General features: G+C 39.5%; 23 protein-coding genes. All 23 read left to right on the top strand.

Annotation, left to right across the window (positions count from 1 at the left end; genetic code table 11):
* Nucleotides 1–367 precede the first annotated feature (367 nt).
* The 23 genes from EL140_RS06405 (at nt 368) to EL140_RS06310 (ending at nt 20,500) form a co-directional block, all read left to right on the top strand.
* Nucleotides 368–736 (top strand): hypothetical protein, encoded by a 369-nt coding sequence (locus EL140_RS06405; protein WP_001282477.1) that lies wholly within the window; start codon nt 368–370, stop codon nt 734–736.
* Between the two features lie 117 nt (nt 737–853).
* A complete protein-coding gene (locus EL140_RS09635) occupies nt 854–1,018 on the top strand; it encodes a hypothetical protein (protein ID WP_000198082.1) in 165 nt (54 codons plus the stop codon).
* Between the two features lies 1 nt (nt 1,019).
* Complete coding sequence (locus tag EL140_RS06400; RefSeq protein ID WP_000822472.1) at nt 1,020–2,051, top strand: replication initiator protein A; 1,032 nt, start codon at nt 1,020–1,022, stop codon at nt 2,049–2,051.
* Entirely contained in the window at nt 2,045–2,212 is a 168-nt protein-coding gene (locus EL140_RS09630) for a hypothetical protein (RefSeq protein WP_000910109.1), read from the top strand. Before EL140_RS06400 ends, EL140_RS09630 begins: the two co-directional genes overlap by 7 nt.
* 4 nt (nt 2,213–2,216) lie before the next feature.
* On the top strand, nt 2,217–2,483 hold the full coding sequence (locus tag EL140_RS06395) for a hypothetical protein (protein WP_000522440.1): 267 nt from the start codon (nt 2,217–2,219) through the stop codon (nt 2,481–2,483).
* Between the two features lie 22 nt (nt 2,484–2,505).
* Nucleotides 2,506–2,640: a hypothetical protein gene (locus EL140_RS09775; protein WP_000475614.1), complete on the top strand. Its 135-nt coding sequence runs from the start codon at nt 2,506–2,508 to the stop codon at nt 2,638–2,640.
* Nucleotides 2,641–2,642: 2 nt separating this feature from the next.
* Complete coding sequence (locus EL140_RS06390) at nt 2,643–2,858, top strand: helix-turn-helix transcriptional regulator (RefSeq protein WP_001231372.1); 216 nt, start codon at nt 2,643–2,645, stop codon at nt 2,856–2,858.
* A 291-nt stretch (nt 2,859–3,149) separates the two neighbouring features.
* Nucleotides 3,150–3,452 carry a hypothetical protein gene (locus EL140_RS06385; protein WP_000128979.1) on the top strand — a complete coding sequence of 101 codons (303 nt, stop codon included), beginning with the start codon at nt 3,150–3,152 and terminating at the stop codon, nt 3,450–3,452.
* Between the two features lie 18 nt (nt 3,453–3,470).
* The gene (locus EL140_RS06380; protein ID WP_001035397.1) at nt 3,471–4,334 is read left to right on the top strand and encodes an LPXTG cell wall anchor domain-containing protein; all 864 of its coding nucleotides are present in this window, start codon (nt 3,471–3,473) and stop codon (nt 4,332–4,334) included.
* 19 nt (nt 4,335–4,353) lie between these two features.
* Complete coding sequence (locus EL140_RS06375; RefSeq protein WP_000137042.1) at nt 4,354–8,052, top strand: SspB-related isopeptide-forming adhesin; 3,699 nt, start codon at nt 4,354–4,356, stop codon at nt 8,050–8,052.
* 63 nt (nt 8,053–8,115) lie between these two features.
* The gene (locus tag EL140_RS06370; RefSeq protein WP_001224298.1) at nt 8,116–8,619 is read left to right on the top strand and encodes a hypothetical protein; all 504 of its coding nucleotides are present in this window, start codon (nt 8,116–8,118) and stop codon (nt 8,617–8,619) included.
* A gap of 72 nt (nt 8,620–8,691) precedes the next feature.
* Nucleotides 8,692–8,916 carry a hypothetical protein gene (locus EL140_RS06365; RefSeq protein WP_000340303.1) on the top strand — a complete coding sequence of 75 codons (225 nt, stop codon included), beginning with the start codon at nt 8,692–8,694 and terminating at the stop codon, nt 8,914–8,916.
* A 27-nt stretch (nt 8,917–8,943) separates the two neighbouring features.
* Nucleotides 8,944–9,690, top strand: a complete 747-nt coding sequence (locus EL140_RS06360) for a hypothetical protein (protein WP_000372832.1) — start codon at nt 8,944–8,946, stop codon at nt 9,688–9,690.
* A 41-nt stretch (nt 9,691–9,731) separates the two neighbouring features.
* Complete coding sequence (locus EL140_RS06355; protein WP_000301175.1) at nt 9,732–10,844, top strand: hypothetical protein; 1,113 nt, start codon at nt 9,732–9,734, stop codon at nt 10,842–10,844.
* Nucleotides 10,845–10,905: 61 nt separating this feature from the next.
* Entirely contained in the window at nt 10,906–11,127 is a 222-nt protein-coding gene (locus tag EL140_RS06350; RefSeq protein ID WP_001047223.1) for a hypothetical protein, read from the top strand.
* Nucleotides 11,124–11,471, top strand: a complete 348-nt coding sequence (locus tag EL140_RS06345) for a PrgI family protein (RefSeq protein ID WP_000197458.1) — start codon at nt 11,124–11,126, stop codon at nt 11,469–11,471. Before EL140_RS06350 ends, EL140_RS06345 begins: the two co-directional genes overlap by 4 nt.
* Nucleotides 11,431–13,785, top strand: a complete 2,355-nt coding sequence (locus EL140_RS06340) for a VirB4-like conjugal transfer ATPase, CD1110 family (protein ID WP_025169041.1) — start codon at nt 11,431–11,433, stop codon at nt 13,783–13,785. The genes EL140_RS06345 and EL140_RS06340 overlap by 41 nt, the downstream gene beginning before the upstream one ends.
* Before the next feature lie 25 nt (nt 13,786–13,810).
* Nucleotides 13,811–16,447, top strand: a complete 2,637-nt coding sequence (locus tag EL140_RS06335; RefSeq protein ID WP_000463019.1) for a phage tail tip lysozyme — start codon at nt 13,811–13,813, stop codon at nt 16,445–16,447.
* Between the two features lie 19 nt (nt 16,448–16,466).
* On the top strand, nt 16,467–17,111 hold the full coding sequence (locus EL140_RS06330) for a hypothetical protein (protein ID WP_000781851.1): 645 nt from the start codon (nt 16,467–16,469) through the stop codon (nt 17,109–17,111).
* Nucleotides 17,108–17,380 (top strand): hypothetical protein, encoded by a 273-nt coding sequence (locus EL140_RS06325; RefSeq protein ID WP_000163604.1) that lies wholly within the window; start codon nt 17,108–17,110, stop codon nt 17,378–17,380. The genes EL140_RS06330 and EL140_RS06325 overlap by 4 nt, the downstream gene beginning before the upstream one ends.
* The gene (locus EL140_RS06320) at nt 17,334–18,173 is read left to right on the top strand and encodes a hypothetical protein (protein WP_002875616.1); all 840 of its coding nucleotides are present in this window, start codon (nt 17,334–17,336) and stop codon (nt 18,171–18,173) included. Before EL140_RS06325 ends, EL140_RS06320 begins: the two co-directional genes overlap by 47 nt.
* Nucleotides 18,174–18,185: 12 nt before the next feature.
* Nucleotides 18,186–18,704, top strand: coding sequence for a DUF3801 domain-containing protein (locus EL140_RS06315; protein WP_000371855.1), 519 nt, complete (start codon nt 18,186–18,188; stop codon nt 18,702–18,704).
* Nucleotides 18,701–20,500: a VirD4-like conjugal transfer protein, CD1115 family gene (locus tag EL140_RS06310; RefSeq protein ID WP_000619816.1), complete on the top strand. Its 1,800-nt coding sequence runs from the start codon at nt 18,701–18,703 to the stop codon at nt 20,498–20,500. The genes EL140_RS06315 and EL140_RS06310 overlap by 4 nt, the downstream gene beginning before the upstream one ends.
* Nucleotides 20,501–20,514 lie beyond the last annotated feature (14 nt).

The following is a 20,514-nucleotide window of genomic DNA, read 5'->3' as shown; positions in this document are numbered from 1 at the left end:
CCTGGTCTTTTTAATAGGCAGAAGCATTCTCTTTAGAGCAAATTAACGTTTATGAAATTAGATAACCAAAATGATAAAAACGCTATCTGGTATCGAAAACGAGATGAACTTATTTTTTAAAAAATAGCGGTAAAATATACCAGTTTCTGTTTCGATGATAGGAGAAGAAAAAGGCATAAAGTGGTTAATATACGGATGTGAAAAAGTCGATTTCAAACGATAAGAAAAAATTGGATTTTTTTTATAAAAATTTGCTTGCTAAGTGTCTAGAGTTTTGGGAAAGTGAAAAATTAAATATTATATAACTTGAGAGAGTGAGAAAATCGCTCTCTTTTTTCGTTGCCAAAAATTAAGGAAAGGAGAAAAAATGTCAGATAATATTGAAATTGTTATGGATATTGATTCCTTAGAAATTTTCGATGTAATAGATCTTGATAAGAATGAAAATATGGTTGATTGTATCCCTGAAGGAAATTCTGAAGAAAAGGTATCTCCATACGATGACCTCGATAGAGTTTGGCTTGGAAACGGTTATTATTATAAGCCCTCTAGTCTACTTTGGGAAGTTATTAAAGACGATGTTATTCATGAATTAAAGCCTAGAAATAAACATGGCAGTTATCCTTACTCCAGAAGAGCAAGAGATGGAACTTGGGGACAAACTAGTCAATTGACTCAGGATCAAGCCTTGTGGTTGACTCTAGAGTTTAATCCAGAATTGATGGGATATGTGTAGGAAGGAAATAGTTCGATAATTTATTGATTGTCCCTTTAAAATAGAATTTCTCATTATCCATTATGATATAGCTGTGAATAAATCACCATCAGCTGGTGATAAGAAAGGATAAACTAAATGACAAGACAAGCGCAACAATCACGTGATCTAGTATTGAAAGAAATTATGCAGTCACAAAATATGACAAGAACGAGAGCTCGTTTAATTTTGAAAGAGCTAGAGGAACTTGGTTTGTTTCAGTTTTCTGACACTGGTCAGTTTTTGTTGAAAGTAGGTGTTTAGTATGAAGCGAATTTCTGCAAGACAAGTTCAATCAAGTGAAAGATTTTATAGAATACCAAAAATATTTGTTGAATCACCACTTTATAAACCGATGAGTACAGATGCTAAATTCACTTACGCTATCTTGAAAGACCGTTTTGAACTATCTCTTAGAAATAACTGGATTGATAAAAATGGAGATGTCTATCTGATTTATACAATTACTGAACTCCAAGAAATTTTAGGCTATGGAAATAAAAAAGTTATTAAACTAAAAAAAGAGCTTCAGGAATATGGCCTCTTAGAAGAAGTTCGACAAGGTTTGAATAAGCCTAACCTACTGTACTTAGGCAATATTGACTATCAAGCTCTTCCTACTGAAGAAACTCACTCCAACCCATCGGCAACAGCGGAAATGTCAAAACGACACTTCCAAAAAAATCAAGGAAATGTCAAAATAACATCTCAAAAAATGTCGAAACGACACGCTAATGATACTGAGAATAACGAGACTGAATTATCTAATGATACTAATCGATACAAGAGCGAATCATCTCTTTCTGATTTATCAATCTCTGAAGCATTTAAAATGGGGCAACATGGTTTTCTTTCCCCTCAACTAGTTCAGAAACTCAGTTTGTTTGGAAAAGATGCAAAAATTCTTGAAAATAAAATCTATCAATCGAAACGTCAAGTTGAGAAGAATTACAACAACCTCTTAGCTAATCAGGAAATTTATGGAGAGGTTTGGTTACAGGATCTTGAACGTGAGCTTGATAAATTGATTTTCAAAATTAAAACAGGAGAGGCTGAAGGAAAACCAATCCAGAATATCCCAGCCTATTTCTACAAAATGATGATTCGTTTTTGGAAGATGGCTTTACTCATTGAAAAAGAACAGGGCTTTATGGAGGTATCAGGACAAAGTGAATATGCTAGAAAATCCCCTGCTGAGTGTCCTAGTCTTATTGCATACTATTATCCAGATAAACTGTCGGAGATGAAACTCAATAGCTATTTATCAGAATTGTCTAAGGGAGTTGAAACATGTTAAAAGATGAATTTAGACCAATTGATGGTAAAGTGCTAACGATAGGTCGTAGCCCGAAGGAGAAAATCTACATGGTTCCTAAAGCTGTTTTTGATTTACCGAAAAAAGAAAGAGCTGAGAAACTCAACCAAATTTTCTCATTATGGCAACAGAAAGAGGATTGATTTTATGGGATTGTTTAATAACCAAGAGAGAATTAACGGAGGGCAAGCTATGAAAGCTAGATCTTCCCAATCAGTTCAAGAAATCGAAATGATTGTAGAGTATTTTGATAAAACGGTAGACAGTATTTCTGTCACTTCCAACTTAGAGGAACTAGAAAAATTGGTATCAAGTTCATTTGGAACAGGAGCGAGTATGAATTTTACATCAGCGACTCCGCCATTTTCCATCAATCCTAGATGGGTGAGGAAGATAACTTATCGGACAAAATAAGGAAGATATCAGGAGGATAGTAATGTTTAAACTAGTTACAATAGCTTTATTATTGGTCTTAGCGTATGGAATAGGGCTTGTCATGCTGGAACTGAAGAAAGCTCCTCTGATGGATGATGAAATATTATCAAGTCTAAATAATGAAGGAGACAAGTAGATGTGAGGAAACAAACACAAAATCGTATCAGAGAATTACGAAAAAAAGCCAGATTATCACAACAAGCCTTGGCTGATCAGATAGGGGTGTTTCGCAACACCATATCTAACTGGGAAACAGGGTATAGTCAGATAAGTCTGGAGAATGCCAAAAATGTGGCAGAATATTTCGGGGTAACCATTGACTACCTGTTAGGGTCAGAATCGGACCAAACGTAGTCCAGTTAAATCTATATTGACCGAGAAGTCACTAAACTATTAGAACATTGAAAACTAAATACAAGGCTTGCCCTGATACAGCGTGGCTATGGATAAAAAAGAAACGGGGGCGAGTAGCAAACTAGAAAAGGATATCTAGTCCAGCCACTGAACGAAAAAGCATGACAAAGGTCATAAGCTGAAGGAGTAAGGGTTCCTAGACTATAAACCCAGCGTATAAAATACCGATGTAAAAATACGTTTTTACACAGCACGGCGTAATTTTCGCCTTTCAACTTCAAGGAGAAATCTATGACAGATGAAATAACCGTCCGCCTAAAGGACTTAAAAGTTTTAGGAAAACAAGGAGGTGCGACAGCTCGCTTAGAGGACGGCACAGACCTTATCCTGGAGCCAGACTATGCAGTCAAACAGGCTAGAGGATACGTAGACGGACTTTTAAGGGATGTTGAATTTCATTTGCCTTATAAAAAGGTTTATGATCAAATTCGCACTATCAAGAGAGATGCTCAAGTTATAGCTCGAAAAGTTAAGACACCATCAGGAATGGAACTTCGTTTAACTGGAAAAGGTTATAACCCGAAAAATAAATAAAGAAAAGGAAAAATCAAAATGAACAAGAAAAAACAAGTATTAGCAGCACTCGCACTATCAACAATTGCACTTGCACAAGCTGGTTATGTATCAGCAGACGATCTGGCACCAATTGACTCTTCAGCTCCAACAACAGAAGTAGTTACGCCAACAGCACCTAGCACTTCAACAGAAACAGAGGCTCCAGCAGTTCAGCCAACAGCACCTAGCGCTTCAACAGAAACAGAGGCTCCAACAACTCAGCCAACAGAGCCTTCAGTTACTCCAGTTGACCCAACATCGCCAAGTGTACAAGACAAAGACAATGCAGGAAGTCTTGACGGAGTGACAACTGATAAACCAGCATCTTCTGATAAGCCACAGGATAAGGATAATGCAGGTAGCCTCGATGGTGTACCAACACCATCAGATAAACCACAAGACAAAGACAACGCAGGAAGTCTTGACGGAGTGGCAACTGATAAACCAGCACCTTCAGACAAGCCACAGGACAAGGATAATGCAGGTAGCCTTGATGGAGTCCCAGTTGAAAAGCCAAAAACAACAGATGAAGCCAATGAGCAAGGAAAATCACAAATCGGGACTACTTCATCCGCAACCGGACAAGTTGTCCATGATGTAACCAAAGAACCCGTTGAAACAAATACAGGTGCATCTATCGTTAGCACCCAAGGCGGAAACGTAGTTCTTTCAGATGGTTCAGTAGTTGCTCCTGAAGAGGTCGGTGGTACTGTCAACGAAGATAAGACTATCTCTGTTACTGATAAAGAAGGCAAACTTAAAACACTTCCAAACACTGGAACCGCAGAAAGTATTCTAGGTACTATTGGTGGCATGTTGTTGACAGCAGTGGGTTACTTTTACAAGAAAAAACTATTTTAATTAAGAAAAGGAGACATATATGACAGAAAAAACAAAAGGACACGGATATTTCCGTAAGAAAAAATGGGCTAAAGGTTTAGCATCAGGTATTGCAATTGCAGGTTTTGTAGCCTTCTCTGCAGGTTCAGCATTTGCGGATGAAGCAGTCCAACCTGAAAGCAAGAATGACAATAACATGTATGCTACACAAGCTGGTAAAGCAACAGGAATCCAGCCTGTAGCAATTGATAATACAGAAGTCACAAAGGCTGCTGACAAGGCTAAAAAAGCTGGAGTAGTTGTATCTGAAACACCAAGTGTTGACAAAGGTACAGACACTAATTCATCTAGTCTTGAACAATCTAAGTCTGAGATTAAGCAAGATCAGGACAAGCAGGTCAAGGGGCTTGAAGCTACAACTGCAAAACAAGTTCAAAACAATGAAGCCTTCAAGGAAGCGCAGGAAGCTATTCACGCTAACAATAAATTTGTTTCAGAAGAAAAAGCCAAACATGAAGGGGAAACAACTGTCACTGTAACGAATAACGGTTCGACTGCCACAGATGGTTCAGCAGACCAAAACAAGAAAGCTACTCAAACAGCTAAACAGGTCTTGTCAGATAACCAACAAGCAGTAACAAAATACCTGGGTGAAAAATCTAAGTATGATACTACTGTTAAACAAGCTACTACTTTAAACAAAGCGGTAGAAAGCGCATCTGAACAGCTGAAGAAAGAAAAGGTTGACGTTAAAGCAACCGTTACACGTACGGTCTCTTCAGTCAAAGAAGTAGAGGCGCTACAAAAGAAAAACGAACAGGCTATTGCAGCTGCAAAAGGCAAAGTTGAGCTTAACAAAGCGATTATGGCTGCCTACACAGAGAAGAAGAATGCTAGTGATCAAGTCAATCAAGATGCTGATCGCAAATCAACCGAACTGAAAAATACTGGAGTGCTTCTAACTTCTAAAACACAGGAAGTTTCTTCAGCTGATGAAGCGAAGCGAATTGGGAAACAAAACCAAGCAGCTTATGACAAAGCTAAGAAAGCACAAGCAGACTGGCAGAAGAAATACAATGAACTTCAAGCTAAAACAAGTACGGAAGGGTACACAAAAGAGGTTGTCTTACAGGCTCTCAGTCTTGCATCAGCTAATCCTGAAGCAACAGTGAAGTCATCTGCTTCAGGTTCAACAGTAGTAACGACAGGTTATATTGCTTCCTCAAGTGGTTCTTCAGGATATGGTCGTATTCTTGACTCGACTAAGGTCTTGAAATATAAGGATGTTGGCACTGGATGGAAAACAGAAATTGACTACACTAATCTGAAAGGTTTGACTGTTTCAACTGCAGATGGTAAAAAGCATGATATTTCTCGTATCCATCGAAAATTCGAGATTCTTAATCAAGGGAAGACAGGATTGAATGATGTCTATGTCTTGAATGATCCAACAGAAGGATTCGTAGTAGCTCGTAACGATGGAACAGGTGGAGCTGCGGACTACATGAATTTCTTGGTTACGGATACCTACTACTACAATGTGGATGGGAAAGAAGTAACCTTCCAAGCAAGTGAAAAGACTCCTGCAACCCTGACCTATTCTTCACTCAATCACAATCGTATTGGTTGGGAAGGTGCGAAAGCAATCAACGGAACTCACGTTGAAATTAACGGCTCCACTGTTACAGAAAACAAAGATTATGGCTATGTCTATGCGGAAGACTACAACCGCCAAGAAGATGTAGGGCATCTTTGGGATACATCTGACTCACCTTACCAATACAAGGGCGCTGCACTTGGTGTTTTCAAGGAAGGAACAGCCTTCACAACCGAATTTATCCAATGGGATGGACCAGATAGTCCAAGTGGCCAAACCTATTGGTTCGCTTTGAATACGAAGTTTGTAACGCCAGTTGTTGAAGTTCCAGCTACGGCAACTATCACAAAAACAACCGTGAAGCCAGTTAAGACTGAACCTGTATCAGCTGAATTGGTTAAAGCGAAAAATCCGGTTAAGCCAACCTTGGCTCTTAAAACTCTATCTGAAACTAAAAATCATAAGTTATCCGCAAGCTATCACGGTTATAAGTTACAGTATAAGCCAGTTGTCAGCAAATCTGTAGCAGATACAGATAAGACCAACACAGATGGCCAAACAGTTGCTAAAAACTCTACTCAGACCTATACATTGACCCATGATAATGTCTATGCGAACCTGAAAAAAGGTGACAAGATTACCATCATTGACCCACTCGAAGCTGGTGCTGTTCCTGATGTAGCTGTCACAAAGGCAGCTACAGAGAAAGCGGGTTGGGGCGTTGCCTATGATGCAGGAAAGAACACTTATACCTTTACTGCAACCTACGAAGGGAAACGCTTAGAAGCTCCTGTGATTACTTGGAAGCCAATCTATGATAAAGGATTCTATGACAACACTTATAAAGTGTTAGTGAATAACTACGAGGTGTACTCAAATACTGTTACCAACTACACACCGAGACCACCAAAACCAGTCAAAGCTGTTCTGGATCGTTCTGGTAAGAATATAAACGGTGCGACAACGTTTGATCGCAACGTGACCTTCCGTTTGACAACAGATTACAGTCCATACACCAAAACTCTTGCTTCAGCGCAGGTACTTGGTAAGAAGTTTGCTATCCTGGATGACGTTCAAGACAATGCCTTCACAGTTGACCACAGCAAGATCAAGATGACTGCTGCAGGTAAAGACGTTAAAGCGCTCTTTACTATGTACCATGTGCTCTCAGATGCAGGTCGTACAGATGCAATCAATAAAATCCTGAAGGAATTGAACTTGAACCCTAAAGGTGAGTTCTACCTTTGGACACCGAAAGACTCTGCGAGCTTCTACAACAATTACGTGAAGCAAAATAAAAACGTGACGATTGATCTTCCAGCTAAGCTCCTGGTTAAAGCAGGGGAGAAAGTTGAGAATAGCTTTAAGCAAATCGACTTTGGCAATGGCTATCAATCAAAACTTGTCACTGTCTCGGTTCCTGATGTGAATCCAGAGAAACATGCCCTGGATCAAAAGGATAATAAAAAAGTCTTGGATGGCCAAGAAGTACAGATTGGCCAATACATCCGCTATCTACTCGATGGCGTAACCGTCCCTAGTAAACACGATAGCCTCTTCCAATATGATGGTATTGATATGCTTGACTTGAAGCATGATCGATATACGGGTAATTGGTCTGGTATTATTCGAGGGACAGAATACCTTGCTCAAAAAGACCTGGTTCTTCCTTATGATGTAGTCTTGTCTGACGGTAAAGTGGTTAAGGCAGGAGACAAGATTGCTAAAGGTTCTACTTATGCGTTCCAATTTGAGTTTAATGAGAGTACAAACTCTGACTTTATTAAGAAAATCGTTAAAGTCACATGGAACGAAAAAGACGGTAAGTGGGCTTACACTATTGACAAAGAGTTTTTGAACTCTCTAGGAGTTAAAGGTACGTTTGACGTTGATTTTTATATCGAAGTCGAACGTATTGCAAGTGGTGATGTTGAAAATACATTTGTAAATATTGTTAATGGTCAAGAAATGGAAGCTAAAGTTGTAACTCATACTCCTGAGCAGCCTAAACCTGAAGAACCAGGAAAACCAAAACAATCACTGCCAAATACAGGAACAGCAAGCAGTATGCTTCCAGTTGTAGGAATGATTATGGGATTGTTGAGTCTTGCAGGAGCAGGGCTTCGTAAGTATAAAAAATAGAACATCTAGAAATTCCCCCTCGTCTATGGTATAATGAACCCATAAAAAAGAGGGGGAAGAGAGATGAGAAAGGACACAAAAATGGATGCACATGTGACTAGAAGTGGATATAGATACTATACCCCGACTAAAACAAAATCAGAAGTCACCAAACCTGAAGAGAAGAAGTGGAAAAAAGGTCTACGTTGGCTAGGGAAAGCCACCTGGTTAGGAATAAAGAACCTACCGAGTGTAATTGCGAGAGCTGCCGTTTTGATGGTTGCGACTCCACTCATGTTTCTCCTCTTTATCTTCAATCTGATTAAAAGCTTGATTGCGACAGCAATTGGATGGGTAGTATTTAAGATTGTAGTTGTCCTAGGCTATGCTGCTTTTTGGGAAATATATTTTTGGATAACAAAATCAGGTCCCTCTGCAGATGTAGAGAAGCAGTTAGATTGGCTTATGACTAACTTTTTCTTTCCTCAAAAGGTCCCCATCTACTATTGGTGGGAAACAACTATTATCGTTGTCTTAGCTGTGATTACAGCCCTCTCTCTAACCTTTCGTCCAACGGATGAAACATAGTATTGAATAAACAATGTAGGTGCTAAGGAATTTTCTTAGTACCTTTTTTATAAAAGAAAGCGAGAAAAAATAATGGATGCAGTTGTAGATTTTATTAACAAAATTGGGAATATCGGTGGGATTATCGGTATTGGTTGGGCCGCTTGGGGTGCCTGGGACTTAGCAGTAGGAATCAAACGTGAATTGGATGATAAGAAGGATAAAGGAATCCAAAGTTTGATACTAGGTGCACTTTTAGGTGCCGTTCTAAAAGCCCTCTTTACAGCTTTAGCAACAGGTCTTCAATCTCTTGGTTAGGATGAAGAAGAAAGAGGAGGTGGTTTTATGGACCAATCCACACTTGATCAACTAACCATGAGTCTGAAAGACTATAATGCGACAGCCTATGAATTGATGGAAACTATTTCGGGGTCGATGGAGAAGGTAGCAATTTTGCTTCTTCTCCTTTTTATGGGGATCAACCTCATGAATTGGCACCAACAACTTAAAAGCAATGGTGGGGAGCTGTCTTTTCAGCTTTGGATTGAAGAAATCCTCAAATATGCTATTGCGCTCTTTTTTATCCTCTATGTGGATGCGATTTTTGATGCCTTGTCATGGTTGTTCAATGTTATCATTAAGTTAGTAGCCAAGAATGCTACAGATCCTTTCAGTTCTGAGCCACCAGATTTTAAAGGTTTGGGTATGATTGAGAAATCATTCTTTAAAATTGTTTATGCGGTTGTTGATTTTGTCGGTCAGATATCGACTAAGTTGTTGATCTTGTTACGCTCCTTTACGCTTTACACGTATAAGGGAATCGCTAAAATTATTGTCGCTTGTTACATGGTGGATAGCTTACGCCCGATCTGCCTTGGTTTCTTTAAGCTCTATGCTGCTGCTGTCCTTCAGGGATTGATTCTAGTGGTTGTAATCATGCTTTACCCAGCCATTGTCACGAATGATTTATTGACACTTAGCAATACTGGAGCTTTTATAACTGCACTCGTAGCAATCGCAAAAGGAATTATTTACATTGTCATGATATTTGGTAGCCAACGAATGGCCAAAAATATCATGCAGGTGAACTAGATTATGGTATAATGAAGAGAGAATGCTGAAGGAGAGATGGTATGGCTGTTTCGAAGTTTTATGCAGTATGGCGGAAAGAATCCGGAGAAGAAGAGATTGTGAATGCTTTTCAAGCACTCGCTCTAAAGGGGCGAGCACAAATTATTACGACGCCAAAAGAACAGGCGACTCTTTTTGATTTGGAAACGGATCTCAAGGTTAATCCAAGAAGTAGCCAGAAAAAAGATGGTCGCTATGTAGGTCAACCATATTTTAGTTACTATCCAGGTGAAGAGAGCCCATTAAAGGGATTACAAAGTAGCTTTGAGTATTCCTCTGAGCTGAATGCTTTTATCGAGGCTTTCAAGACTATTGAGAAATTTCAGATTGAATATGACAATCATACGGCTTATATTTTTCCTAAAGCTATTTCTCCGATGCAACGGATAGTATTTGAAGATGAAGACTTTGTTATTCTAAAGCTCTTGATTGATATTGATGAGACCTATCCTTATTCTGAATACTACCGTTTAAATGGTCAACTGGGTATTGAATTTTATAAAACGAGTAGACCAGAACCTGTTAAACGGATAAAATTAGCTAAAGAAGGCATTCCCTTGTTTGAAGCCAAGGCTCATTTCCCTAAGTCTACTAAGATTTATGTACCTGAAGAATTTACTTCACCAGAACAGGTTAAAAGTGTTGCTGATAGAGTGAGGAAAGTTTATCAGGAAACAAACTATAAACTGTATGGGAATTTTGATAAATACCACATAGAAGCATTTGTCTTTTTAGATGATAATGAAAGGAAGTACCAAACTTTGAAAACTTATGAGGAACAGTGTCAGGAATTGCAGGCAAAAATTGAGAAGTTGGAAGAGAACTTCAATCAAAAAACTGAGAAAGTCAACCAGCTGAGAAAAGAAATTAAGCAAGCCGAAACAATCTTGAGAAACTATCACGAAGAGGAGGAGTATTACAAGAAGTTAGAAAAGGATAATCAAAAACTAGAATCAGATAAACAAAGATTGAAGCAGGAAAAAGGAGAAATTATCTCTAAAAATCAACGTCTAACCAATGAATCACAACGTTTACGTAGACTGAAAAATGTAGCAGAAGAGAAGATAGAGTATTTACAAAAACGATCGTTCTGGCAAAGACTTCTCAATAAATAAAAATAGTAGGTAATGAAACAGTTCTAAAGAAGAGCTGTTTTTTTGATGGAAAGGATAAAGTATGAATTTAGAAGAACTCAAGCAACGGCGAGATGAGCTTGTGCAAGACAATGCTTGGATGGATAATTTAATTAAGGAAAAAGAGGAAGAGTTATGGGAATTGAAGGTAAGAGGTATTGCAGCTTCTGAGCTAGCGAGATCGGCATTGGAATCTGCTTTACGCTCTGCAGGAATTGTAGATACCTTTTACGGCCCAGATAATGGAAAGAAAGGAACAGAATGACACGTTTAGGCAGTGAATTTTTAAAGGCTTTAGATAGCTACGAAAGGCCAGTTTTAGGGTATATGACACTGAGACAGTTAGTGCTACTATTTGGTATCGCATTGACAGTAGTTGTCACAACCATCCTCTATTGGCTGAAGGCACCTGATACTATTCTTTATGGCGTTGATATTTTGTTATTAGCGCCTTTTGTTATTTTCGGGTGTTATTTTGATGAAAAAATTAAAGATAATATTCGTTTCATGTTAACCAAGCAGGAACGCTCTTATCAGACAGATTATGACAGAAAGGAATACACAAGAAATGAATTTATTCGGCCGAAAGAAAACCTCGAAACTCTCTAAGGAGGAACGGGAACGGGCCAAACGTCTAAGACGTACCATGACGGCATCTACACAGAATAGTCTTAATTATCAATGGTTGATGCCTGATGGCCTCATGAAAATTACAAATGATCAATTTTCAAAGACCTATCGCCTAGGTGATACAAGCTATATTACTGCAACAGATGATGAGCGAATTGATATCATTGAAACAAACGCTGATATTTTTAATTCGCTGGATATTGACAATGATATGCAGCTATTGATCCTGAATCGTCGAGTAGAAAGCAATAGCTTATCTTCTATCCGCTATGATTTAGTTGGAGATGGATATGACGATTATCGTAAAGAATACAATGCGATGATCAATGATCGTTTTTCTCAGGAACAAAATACCTTCAAGGTAGAAAAATATCTGACGATTACTACCCAAACAGACCAGGATCATCAAGCTAGAAGAATTCTTGATGATACAGCCAGCGTTATTGAAAGTCAATACAGTGGCTTAGGAATCTCCTTTAAGGAGTTAGAGGGATTAGATCGTCTTCTTATCTTCCGAAAACTCTTGAGGCGAGAAGGTTTTATTGATTTTAACTATGAAGACATCGCTATTTCTGGATTATCTACCAGGGACTTTGTAGCTCCAAACTATCTGAAGTTTGAAAAAGATCATATGAAAATTGATGATTGTTTCGCAAGGGTGATGTATGTTAGACAATATCCTACCTTCTTGAATGACAAACTGATTAAGAATATCCTGGATACAGGAATTGAACTGGCTATCAGTCTGCATGCGAAGCCCTATGATACTGCAGATGCCCTGAAGAAAATCAAGACAGTTAAGTCAAGTGTACGTAGGGAAATGATCAAAAGTCAGAAGGCTGCCGCAAAAGAAGGCTATGGAAGTGACCTGGCTGTTGGTGGGAAGGCTGTGGAGACATCTCGTGAAACAGAGAAATGGACTGAAGAACTCCAGGACAATGACCAAAAAATGTTTTCAGGTGTGATGACAGTTTTCTTCATGGCTGACACTCTGGAAGAGTTGAATATCTACACTGAGCAGGTTCAACGATCTGTCCGTAAGAATACGGTAGAACTGGATAAGTGTTACTTGTACCAGGAAGAATCCTTGAATACGATTCTACCGATTGGGATTCCATTTATCAACGTAAAACGCCGTTTTATGAGAGATATGACTACCAGTAACTTGGCCACACAAGTCCCATTTACCAACGTAGATCTTCGATCTAGCAGTCCACGTGCAATTTATTATGGCCAGAATCAGCTATCTAAGAACGCAATCACAGTTGATCGTAAGAAAGACTTGAATACAGGTTCAGGTTGTATTTTTGGGAATTCAGGATCAGGAAAGTCAGTTCTTGCTAAAGGAGGAGAGATTATTCCTACGACTCTACGTTACCCTGAAGATAATATTATTATTGTCGATCCTGAAGATGAGTACACTGGTATTGGCCGAGAATTGGGTGCAGAAATTATCACAATCGCTCCTGGATCGCAACATCACTTTAACTTATTGGATCTCCCTGATAAGGATAAACTGCAGGCAGAAGATAGTGACCCGATTGGCCAAAAATCAAACCTCTTATCAACCTTGTTTGAGAATATATTCTCTGAAGTATCAGACGATGAATTTGCGATGATTGACCGTGTAACGAGAAAGACTTATGAGGAATTTGAAAAACCAACATTTAAGAATTGGCAAGCTGTTTTAGAACGTCAACCTGAAGATGTAGCCAAGGAGCTGGCGCTGAAGGCAGAACCTTATACTGTCGGCTCAAACGATATCTTTGCTCACCCTACAAATGTCAATATGAATAGTCGCTTTATTATCTTCAATCTCAAGCAGTTGAGTGGGAAATTGAAGCCATTCGCCCTCCTGGTGATTCAGGACTTTATCTGGAACCAGGTAGTCAATAATCAAGGGAAAGCTATTACATGGCTGTACTTTGATGAGTTGCAGCTATACTTTAAAAATAAGCTGCAAGCAACCTTCTTTACAGAACTATACTCACGTATTCGTAAGTACGGGGCTATTCCAACAGGGATTACACAAAACCCAGAGACTGTTTTATCTACAGAGGAAGGTAGAAAGCTAGTCGCAAACTGTGAGTTTTTAGCCCTCCTGAAGCTGAAGAGGACAGACCTAGAAGCCCTGGAGCAGGTAATTCCTCTTACACCTTCACTGGAGCGATTTGTTTTGCGACCAAAAGCAAAAGGTACAGGTTTGATTGTGGCTGGAGATACGATTGTTCCATTTGAAAATCCTATCCCTAAAGATACCAAACTGTATCAATTGGTTGCGACGGATAGTTAAAAATTAGAAAGAGAGGTGATTTCTTTTGTTTGAAAGTGATCCCAATCAATTAAAACAGGAGCGTAAGCGGAGAATCAAAGAAGGATCCTCCCAGAATGCAGAAAAAAATCCTAAAGAAGCACGTTTAGACTCAAAAGTTGCATTTAAAGAAGCTAAGAAGAATTATCGCTTAGCGAACAAAAATTATAAACTACATAAAGGACCTCAAGCAACAGCTAGAGGTCTTTTCTTTAAGCAACAACGTGATCGAGCAAAGTTGGAAAAACAAATTGCCACAACGCTCTATAAACGAGCTAAAAAGGCTGATGACAGTTATATCCCTAACCGACTGAAGAAACGTGCAAAACAAAGCGCCCGAATGAAAGTGAGACACGACGTTGAGAAAACGGTCAGAGATAATGAGATTCTTGGAGACTGGGTTCAGGCGAGGCAAAATATTCGTCAATTTAAGTACCAGGTAAACGCCTCTAAAAGAGCGTTAAATGCTGTAGGAAAATTATCCAAGTATTCAATCAATCATAGCTATGGCCAGCTCAATAGAAGCTATAATTTCATCAGAGGGCGAGGGTATACTCGAACACCAAAAGAGTTCTCCTGGGAAGGAAAACTCAGCAAAAAAATGAAACATGCCAAAAAGCGACTGGGACGTTCAAAGTTTGGGAAGGCATCAAAACGTACAGGAAAAGTCTTAAAGTTTTCGTCAAAAATACTACGTTCGATTTTAACAAATCCTTTAGCTGTCAAGTCCTATTTCTTAATGTTTCTCATCTTTGCAGTATTTGGGATATTTATGTCTGTTTTTGGAGGAAGTGGTCCAGTCCAACAAAATGAATTTGACTTGAACAAATCCTGGCTTCAAATCAGTAAACGAGATCGAGAGAAGTCCAATGATAAGGTAGACTATTGGACAAACATCGATGACATGATCTTTTTCATGAACTTTCGCTACGGTAGCGATTGGAAACCAGAAAGTAACTGGAATGAGGGGACTGGTGGTGAATGGGCTGGGGCGTTAGGTTTTAATCACTATTCTGATGCCTTGAATGATCTTTGGAATCATTTGAATGATGACCCTCACAACTTGAAAAAGATGGTTGACTTATATGGCCCCTCATCAGAACTAAAGTGGGCTAAGTTGAGTGATAGCGAGCTGGAAGAGTATAAAGAGCTAGAGGAGTTGACTAAAGAGGTTGGTCGATACCCCTCTTATCAAGAACTAGCTAACCCTTTTTACCAGGAGGACGATCCTTCTTATCAAGCCCCTTTAGTTATCCTGAAGCGGTTTGGTTATACCTCTAAGAGTGAAATCTATGAGAAAACACAACTAAAAGCTTCAACAGGACAAGCTCTAAGAGCTCCTATTGACGGTCAAGTCAGTGTGACAGATGATACTACTGTATCCATCAAAACAGATAAAGCCATCTTTACTTATGAAGAGGTAGGAAATATCCGTGTTTCTGACGGTGATCAGGTCAAAGCTGGAGACGAGGTTGGGAAGGTAACGGCAAATGGTTACCAGGTCATTCAGTATCAAAAACTGGAGGAAAAAGAGACAAAGGATAAGAAAGAAAAGTGGACATCAGTCAATCCAGGCTTTTACTTTCAATCTGTCACGTACAATCAGACAACCTCAGTCATTACTACACTTGCTGGTGATTTAGGACAAAAATCACGAGCGATAAAAGACTACTTGAAGCAAAAGGTACCAGGGCTGACAGATAATGGTTTGGCAGCCATGCTTGGAAATTTTGCAACAGAAAGTAATATCAATCCCAAACGTGCTGAAGGAGATTATCTTAGCCCACCAGTAGGGGCTGACTCTTCTTCCTGGGATGATGAGTCCTGGTTAGCTATTTCTGGACCCGCTATTTATAACGGAAGATACCCAAATATTCTCCATCGAGGTTTAGGGCTAGGTCAGTGGACAGATACAGCGGATGGTTCCACTAGGCACACTCTATTATTGAATTATGCAAAATCAAAAAATAAAAAGTGGTACGATTTAGAACTGCAGTTAGACTTTATGTTAGAGGGAGATACTCCTTACTACATCACTGAACTGACATCGATTCTAACCAGCAGAGAAAACGTAGAGACACTTACAGAGCGTTTCCTGGTTAACTGGGAAGGGAACTCTGGAGATAAGGTCTTAGAGCGCCAGAATAATGCTAAACAGATCCATGCCTTTCTCACACAACAAGTTCGAGGAGGTGGAGCGTTAGCATCTTCCTGGAATTTCCCTGCCGAGTATCAGTCAAAAGTGGAGCACCCTCCTACACAAGCTTCTATGACTACACAACAAGGAAGCGGTTATGAAGTGGGACAATGTACTTGGTATGCCTATAATCGTTTAGTTGAACTAGGAACGATTACAGACTTATCAGGAGCTTATGGTTACCTTGGTAATGGTCAGGATTGGGTGGCAAGCCTAGTTGCAAAAGGATGGCGGTATAGTACAACTCCAACAAAAGGAGCTGTTGTATCAGTAGTAGGTGGATTTGGTGGGACACCAGATGTATACGGCCATGTTGCGATTGTGGAAGCTGTGAATCCAGACGGTTCATTCCTCGTTTCAGAATGTAATATCCAAGGAGTACAGGATAAGGTACATTTTTCTGTCCTATATCCAGCTTACTACTATTCGTTTGCAACACCGAATTAAAAAAGAAAGAAGGTAAATCATGAAAATGATAGATATGGAGAAATTGAAACTCCTTAAAATAGGTGGAATCCTTATAGGAGTTGTGCTAGTTCTAGGATTCGTATTCTGGATTGGTGCAGCAACTTCAGCGCAAAATAAAGCTAAGCAGGAAGCTGCAACCACGCAACAAGAAACCAAAGCAGAGGGAAGCGAACTAACGCAAGAATATGTGAAGGAATTTTTGACAGCTTACTTCAATAAGCAAGATCTTGGAGAAAATAGAAATCGCTATTTGCCCTATATGACAGAAGCTGCTTACAATCAGGAAGTGAACTCTGAAGAAGAACCAACGGTACAAACCTATAAGGGCTATGTAGTGGATACACAGATGAAGTCTGCTATCGTCTACATCGATCAAGAAAATAATGTTGCCTTAGCTCAAGTGAGATACACTCAGACACAGTTACAGAAGAAGTATGATTATACTAACGCCCAAACAAACGTAGGATCTTCAAGAACCATACGGATTCGCTTCAGCAAGCAAGATGGGAAATACCTGGTAAATCATATTGACCCCATTTTGATTGTGGACAGCTTGAACGCCAGCGAAAAGGCGAGTATTCCATCGTTAAACAAACCAATCACTAACCAAACACAAAGTACAGAAGGGAAAAAGGAACAATGACAAAATTAGAAACTTTGGAAAAACAAAAACAGAAAGCGGAAGACCGCTTAGCTGACTATATGACCAAGGCCAAGAAGGAAGAAGAGAAGCTGCAGCAGCTAGAAACTCAAATCATTCTGGCCAAACATGAGGAACGGTCAAACTACTTGGCCGAACATAATTTAACCTGGGCTGATATTGAAACAGCTCTTGCTGAAGGAAAATTGAAAGGATCTGAAAAACATGTACCGTTTAACCAATCTGACACAAAACACGACCACAACGTATAAGAATCGAGACCTTGTGTATCAAGCCCTGGAGCGAGAAAATGCCAAGGTTAAGCATGAGGGGGCAGAGGCCGTTTTATTGGTAGAGGAACTGGATAAAAAGAATGTAGTGATCTACCAAGAAGATGTCTATTTGCCGTTTGAGGGAATTGTGGATAGCCTCTTCCTGAAGCCTGGTACGTTGAATCACCAGGAGGCCCCAGCAAAAGAAGCAAAAAACTCTTTCTTTAAGCGCCAGCCTGAAACAAAACATGTAGAGAAGACTCCTGAAGAGAAAGCTAAAGCCACTTCCTTGAAACATGAAACTCCCAAACCTCGAACCTCTTCTAAACGCTCTTTTTGGGTGTATTTAGGAAGAGTTCTGGTGTTGTTTGGTCTAGTAGGAAGTCTGACACTTGCTGGCTTATCCCTTACGCTAGTTTACTATCAAGAAAAGCAACTCTCGGCCTTGTCCAAGGAACTTTCAAATCTAAAAACTATTCAGTCAAAAACAGGAGAACTAGATGCCTTTTCACGTTACTTTTTGCCAGCCCTTTACTCTGATAAAGGGAAAATGACTGATTTCGTAGCTCCTCAATTAACGATAGATAGACAAGCAGGTCAACTGCAGTCTGTGATTTTGGAATCTAGCTTGATTGTTGATGAAACAACTTATCAGCTAACCTATGTAGTGGCCGTGAAAGACGGTGAGAACAGAAGTCAGAAACGCTTGGTAGTTACTGTGAAGGAAGAACCTTCAGCGCCTTACGGATTCCAGGTTATTGCTAAGCCAGAACTATCCAATTATCCAAAATAAAGGAGGTATTACATGGATCAAGAAAAAGTCAGTCATTCTCTGGCTTTAAAAGGAAAAGTTACTCTGGAGATGACGATACAAGCTCTGTATGCCCTCGCAAAAGCCCATTATGACAAGAAACAACATAAGGCGGCAAATCGAACTTTTGAAGGGGAGACACGTTTTAATGATTTTATGGCCACCAAATCAAAAAAAGATGTCGAGAAGTTGTTAAATAGTGAAGTTCACTTGGCCAAGTTGAAGCATTACCTGGAGGAGTATAAGATAGGTTTTACTTATCATCAAAAAGATGGTACAACCTATCTCTTCTTTGAAACAAAAAATCGTCCCCTGGTAGAAAAGGCTCTCAAAGATATGTTGGCAGACATCACGAAAAGCCCAGAAAAATTGGAAGAGTTTGCGAAAAAGGTTCTGAAGAAGCCACATGAAATGACTCCTGAAGAGAAAATCAACTACTATAAAACAAATAAGGTCTATAAGGGAATGATGCCAGTAGTTACGAAGGATATTGGTAAGGAGAAAGCACGATGATTAGAAAACCTATATGGCCCTACCTGGTGGTGGGGCTATTTTCATTTGTTATTTTCCAGTCCTTTTACCATTACTACCAACTTTCGACTGCAGCAGTACCTTTCATGGGAATGTTGCGGCTTCGTTGGTTGCTAGAACACTGGGAACGCTTCTCTTTCGGTGTTTTCTTTGATTCAGGAGCCTTATATGCAGGGTTGATCGGATTCGGCCTCCCAATGCTTGTCTATGCTTCTATGGATAAGAATTTATATCGTCAGGGAGAAGAGCAAGGTAGTGCTCGTTTTGCGACTTTGAAGGAAATGAGACGGTTTGAAGACGTTGATTTTGAGAAGAATATGATTTTTTCAAAACAGGTCAAAATGGGCCTATTTAACTTTCGCTTAGCCTACAATGTTCAGCTCAATAAAAATGTGATTGTCATTGGTCTTCCAGGAGATGGTAAAACCTTTACTTTTGTATTGCCAAATTTAATGCAGATGAACTCAAACTTTGTGGTGACGGATCCTAAAGGAAACCTGGTACACGAAGTTGGGAAGATGCTTGAGAAAACTGGCTATGCCGTTAAAATCTTTGATTTGATTCGGCTCAAGAATTCAGATCGGTTTAATCCTTTTCATTACATGAAGTCTGAGCTAGATATTGATCGTATCTCTGAAGCAATTACTGAGGGAACAAAGAAGAGTGAGCATACTGGAGAAGACTTCTGGGTTCAAGCAGAGTTGATGCTGCAACGTGCATTGATTGGTTATCTTTATTTTGACTCTAAGGATCCTGAAACAGGAGCCCAGTTATATATGCCAAACCTGGGTCACGTTGCGGATCTATTAAGAAATATGTATCGAGAGGATCCAGATGTACCAAGCCCTGTCGAGCAGATGTTTGAAGAACTGAACGAACATCAACCTAACAACTATGCTTATAAACAGTGGAAATTATTCCAAAACTTCAGAGGTGAGACAAGAAACAGTGTGGTAGCGATTTTGTCTTCTCGCTATTCTATCTTTGACCATGAAGATGTACGAAACTTGATCAGTGAGGATACCATGGAAATGGATACCTGGAATACGAAAAAGACAGCCGTTTTTATTGCTATTCCTGAAACCAATAACGCCTTTAATTTTCTTTCCTCAATCTTGTTTGCGATTGGATTTGAGGTTCTTACACATAAGGCTGATGATATCCTGCAAGGTAAAGTACCTGGCTACAGTAGAAAAAATCTTCGCCACATTCAGTTTATCTTCGACGAGTTTGCGCAAATTGGCCGTATACCAAACTTCGCCCAGGTTCTATCTTCTATTCGTAGCCGTGAGATGTCTATTAAGATTATCATTCAAGCTGTCAATCAGCTAGAATCACTATATAAAAGCGATTGGAAGACCATCTTTAATAACTGTGCTACTCACCTATTTTTAGGGACAAATGACAAGGATACAATGGAATACTATTCTACAAGGTCAGGTAAGCAGACTATACGCACTCGCTCCACTTCAAAATCGCATAGTTATCGGAACGGATCCTCAAGTGAAAATAAACAAATTCAAGGCCGTCCCCTTCTAACTCCAGATGAAGTCGCAAGAATTGGGGTAGAAGAAGGATTGGTCTTTATTTCTAAACAGAATGTCTTCAGAGATAAAAAAGCAAGTGTCTATGATCATCCTAGAAAGGCTGAGATTGCAAGTTCTCCTGAAGACAAAGAAAACTGGTACGAATACACTCGAAAAGGAACAGACATCGATGGCTTGCTTTTATATGCCAACGATTTGACACCGCAGCTAAAAGAATTATTCGTGGCCTAACATACAGAAAGGAC

The organism is Streptococcus oralis ATCC 35037 (assembly GCF_900637025.1).
Lineage (GTDB): Bacteria > Bacillota > Bacilli > Lactobacillales > Streptococcaceae > Streptococcus > Streptococcus oralis.
This window is presented reverse-complemented; position numbering and strand designations above follow the sequence as displayed.

Excerpts from the sequence above, each read along its gene's own strand:
- EL140_RS06365 (WP_000340303.1), top strand. The coding sequence starts at position 8,692 with ATGGATGCAGTTGTAGATTTTATTAACAAAATTGGGAATATCGGTGGG.
- EL140_RS06405 (WP_001282477.1), top strand. The coding sequence starts at position 368 with ATGTCAGATAATATTGAAATTGTTATGGATATTGATTCCTTAGAAATT.
- EL140_RS06370 (WP_001224298.1), top strand. The coding sequence starts at position 8,116 with ATGAGAAAGGACACAAAAATGGATGCACATGTGACTAGAAGTGGATAT.
- EL140_RS06310 (WP_000619816.1), top strand. The coding sequence starts at position 18,701 with ATGATTAGAAAACCTATATGGCCCTACCTGGTGGTGGGGCTATTTTCA.
- EL140_RS09630 (WP_000910109.1), top strand. The coding sequence starts at position 2,045 with ATGTTAAAAGATGAATTTAGACCAATTGATGGTAAAGTGCTAACGATA.
- EL140_RS06345 (WP_000197458.1), top strand. The coding sequence starts at position 11,124 with ATGACACGTTTAGGCAGTGAATTTTTAAAGGCTTTAGATAGCTACGAA.
- EL140_RS06400 (WP_000822472.1), top strand. The coding sequence starts at position 1,020 with ATGAAGCGAATTTCTGCAAGACAAGTTCAATCAAGTGAAAGATTTTAT.
- EL140_RS06325 (WP_000163604.1), top strand. The coding sequence starts at position 17,108 with ATGACAAAATTAGAAACTTTGGAAAAACAAAAACAGAAAGCGGAAGAC.
- EL140_RS06395 (WP_000522440.1), top strand. The coding sequence starts at position 2,217 with ATGGGATTGTTTAATAACCAAGAGAGAATTAACGGAGGGCAAGCTATG.
- EL140_RS06330 (WP_000781851.1), top strand. The coding sequence starts at position 16,467 with ATGAAAATGATAGATATGGAGAAATTGAAACTCCTTAAAATAGGTGGA.
- EL140_RS06350 (WP_001047223.1), top strand. The coding sequence starts at position 10,906 with ATGAATTTAGAAGAACTCAAGCAACGGCGAGATGAGCTTGTGCAAGAC.
- EL140_RS06380 (WP_001035397.1), top strand. The coding sequence starts at position 3,471 with ATGAACAAGAAAAAACAAGTATTAGCAGCACTCGCACTATCAACAATT.
- EL140_RS09775 (WP_000475614.1), top strand. The coding sequence starts at position 2,506 with ATGTTTAAACTAGTTACAATAGCTTTATTATTGGTCTTAGCGTATGGA.
- EL140_RS06340 (WP_025169041.1), top strand. The coding sequence starts at position 11,431 with ATGAATTTATTCGGCCGAAAGAAAACCTCGAAACTCTCTAAGGAGGAA.
- EL140_RS06315 (WP_000371855.1), top strand. The coding sequence starts at position 18,186 with ATGGATCAAGAAAAAGTCAGTCATTCTCTGGCTTTAAAAGGAAAAGTT.
- EL140_RS06320 (WP_002875616.1), top strand. The coding sequence starts at position 17,334 with ATGTACCGTTTAACCAATCTGACACAAAACACGACCACAACGTATAAG.
- EL140_RS06360 (WP_000372832.1), top strand. The coding sequence starts at position 8,944 with ATGGACCAATCCACACTTGATCAACTAACCATGAGTCTGAAAGACTAT.
- EL140_RS09635 (WP_000198082.1), top strand. The coding sequence starts at position 854 with ATGACAAGACAAGCGCAACAATCACGTGATCTAGTATTGAAAGAAATT.
- EL140_RS06385 (WP_000128979.1), top strand. The coding sequence starts at position 3,150 with ATGACAGATGAAATAACCGTCCGCCTAAAGGACTTAAAAGTTTTAGGA.
- EL140_RS06375 (WP_000137042.1), top strand. The coding sequence starts at position 4,354 with ATGACAGAAAAAACAAAAGGACACGGATATTTCCGTAAGAAAAAATGG.
- EL140_RS06355 (WP_000301175.1), top strand. The coding sequence starts at position 9,732 with ATGGCTGTTTCGAAGTTTTATGCAGTATGGCGGAAAGAATCCGGAGAA.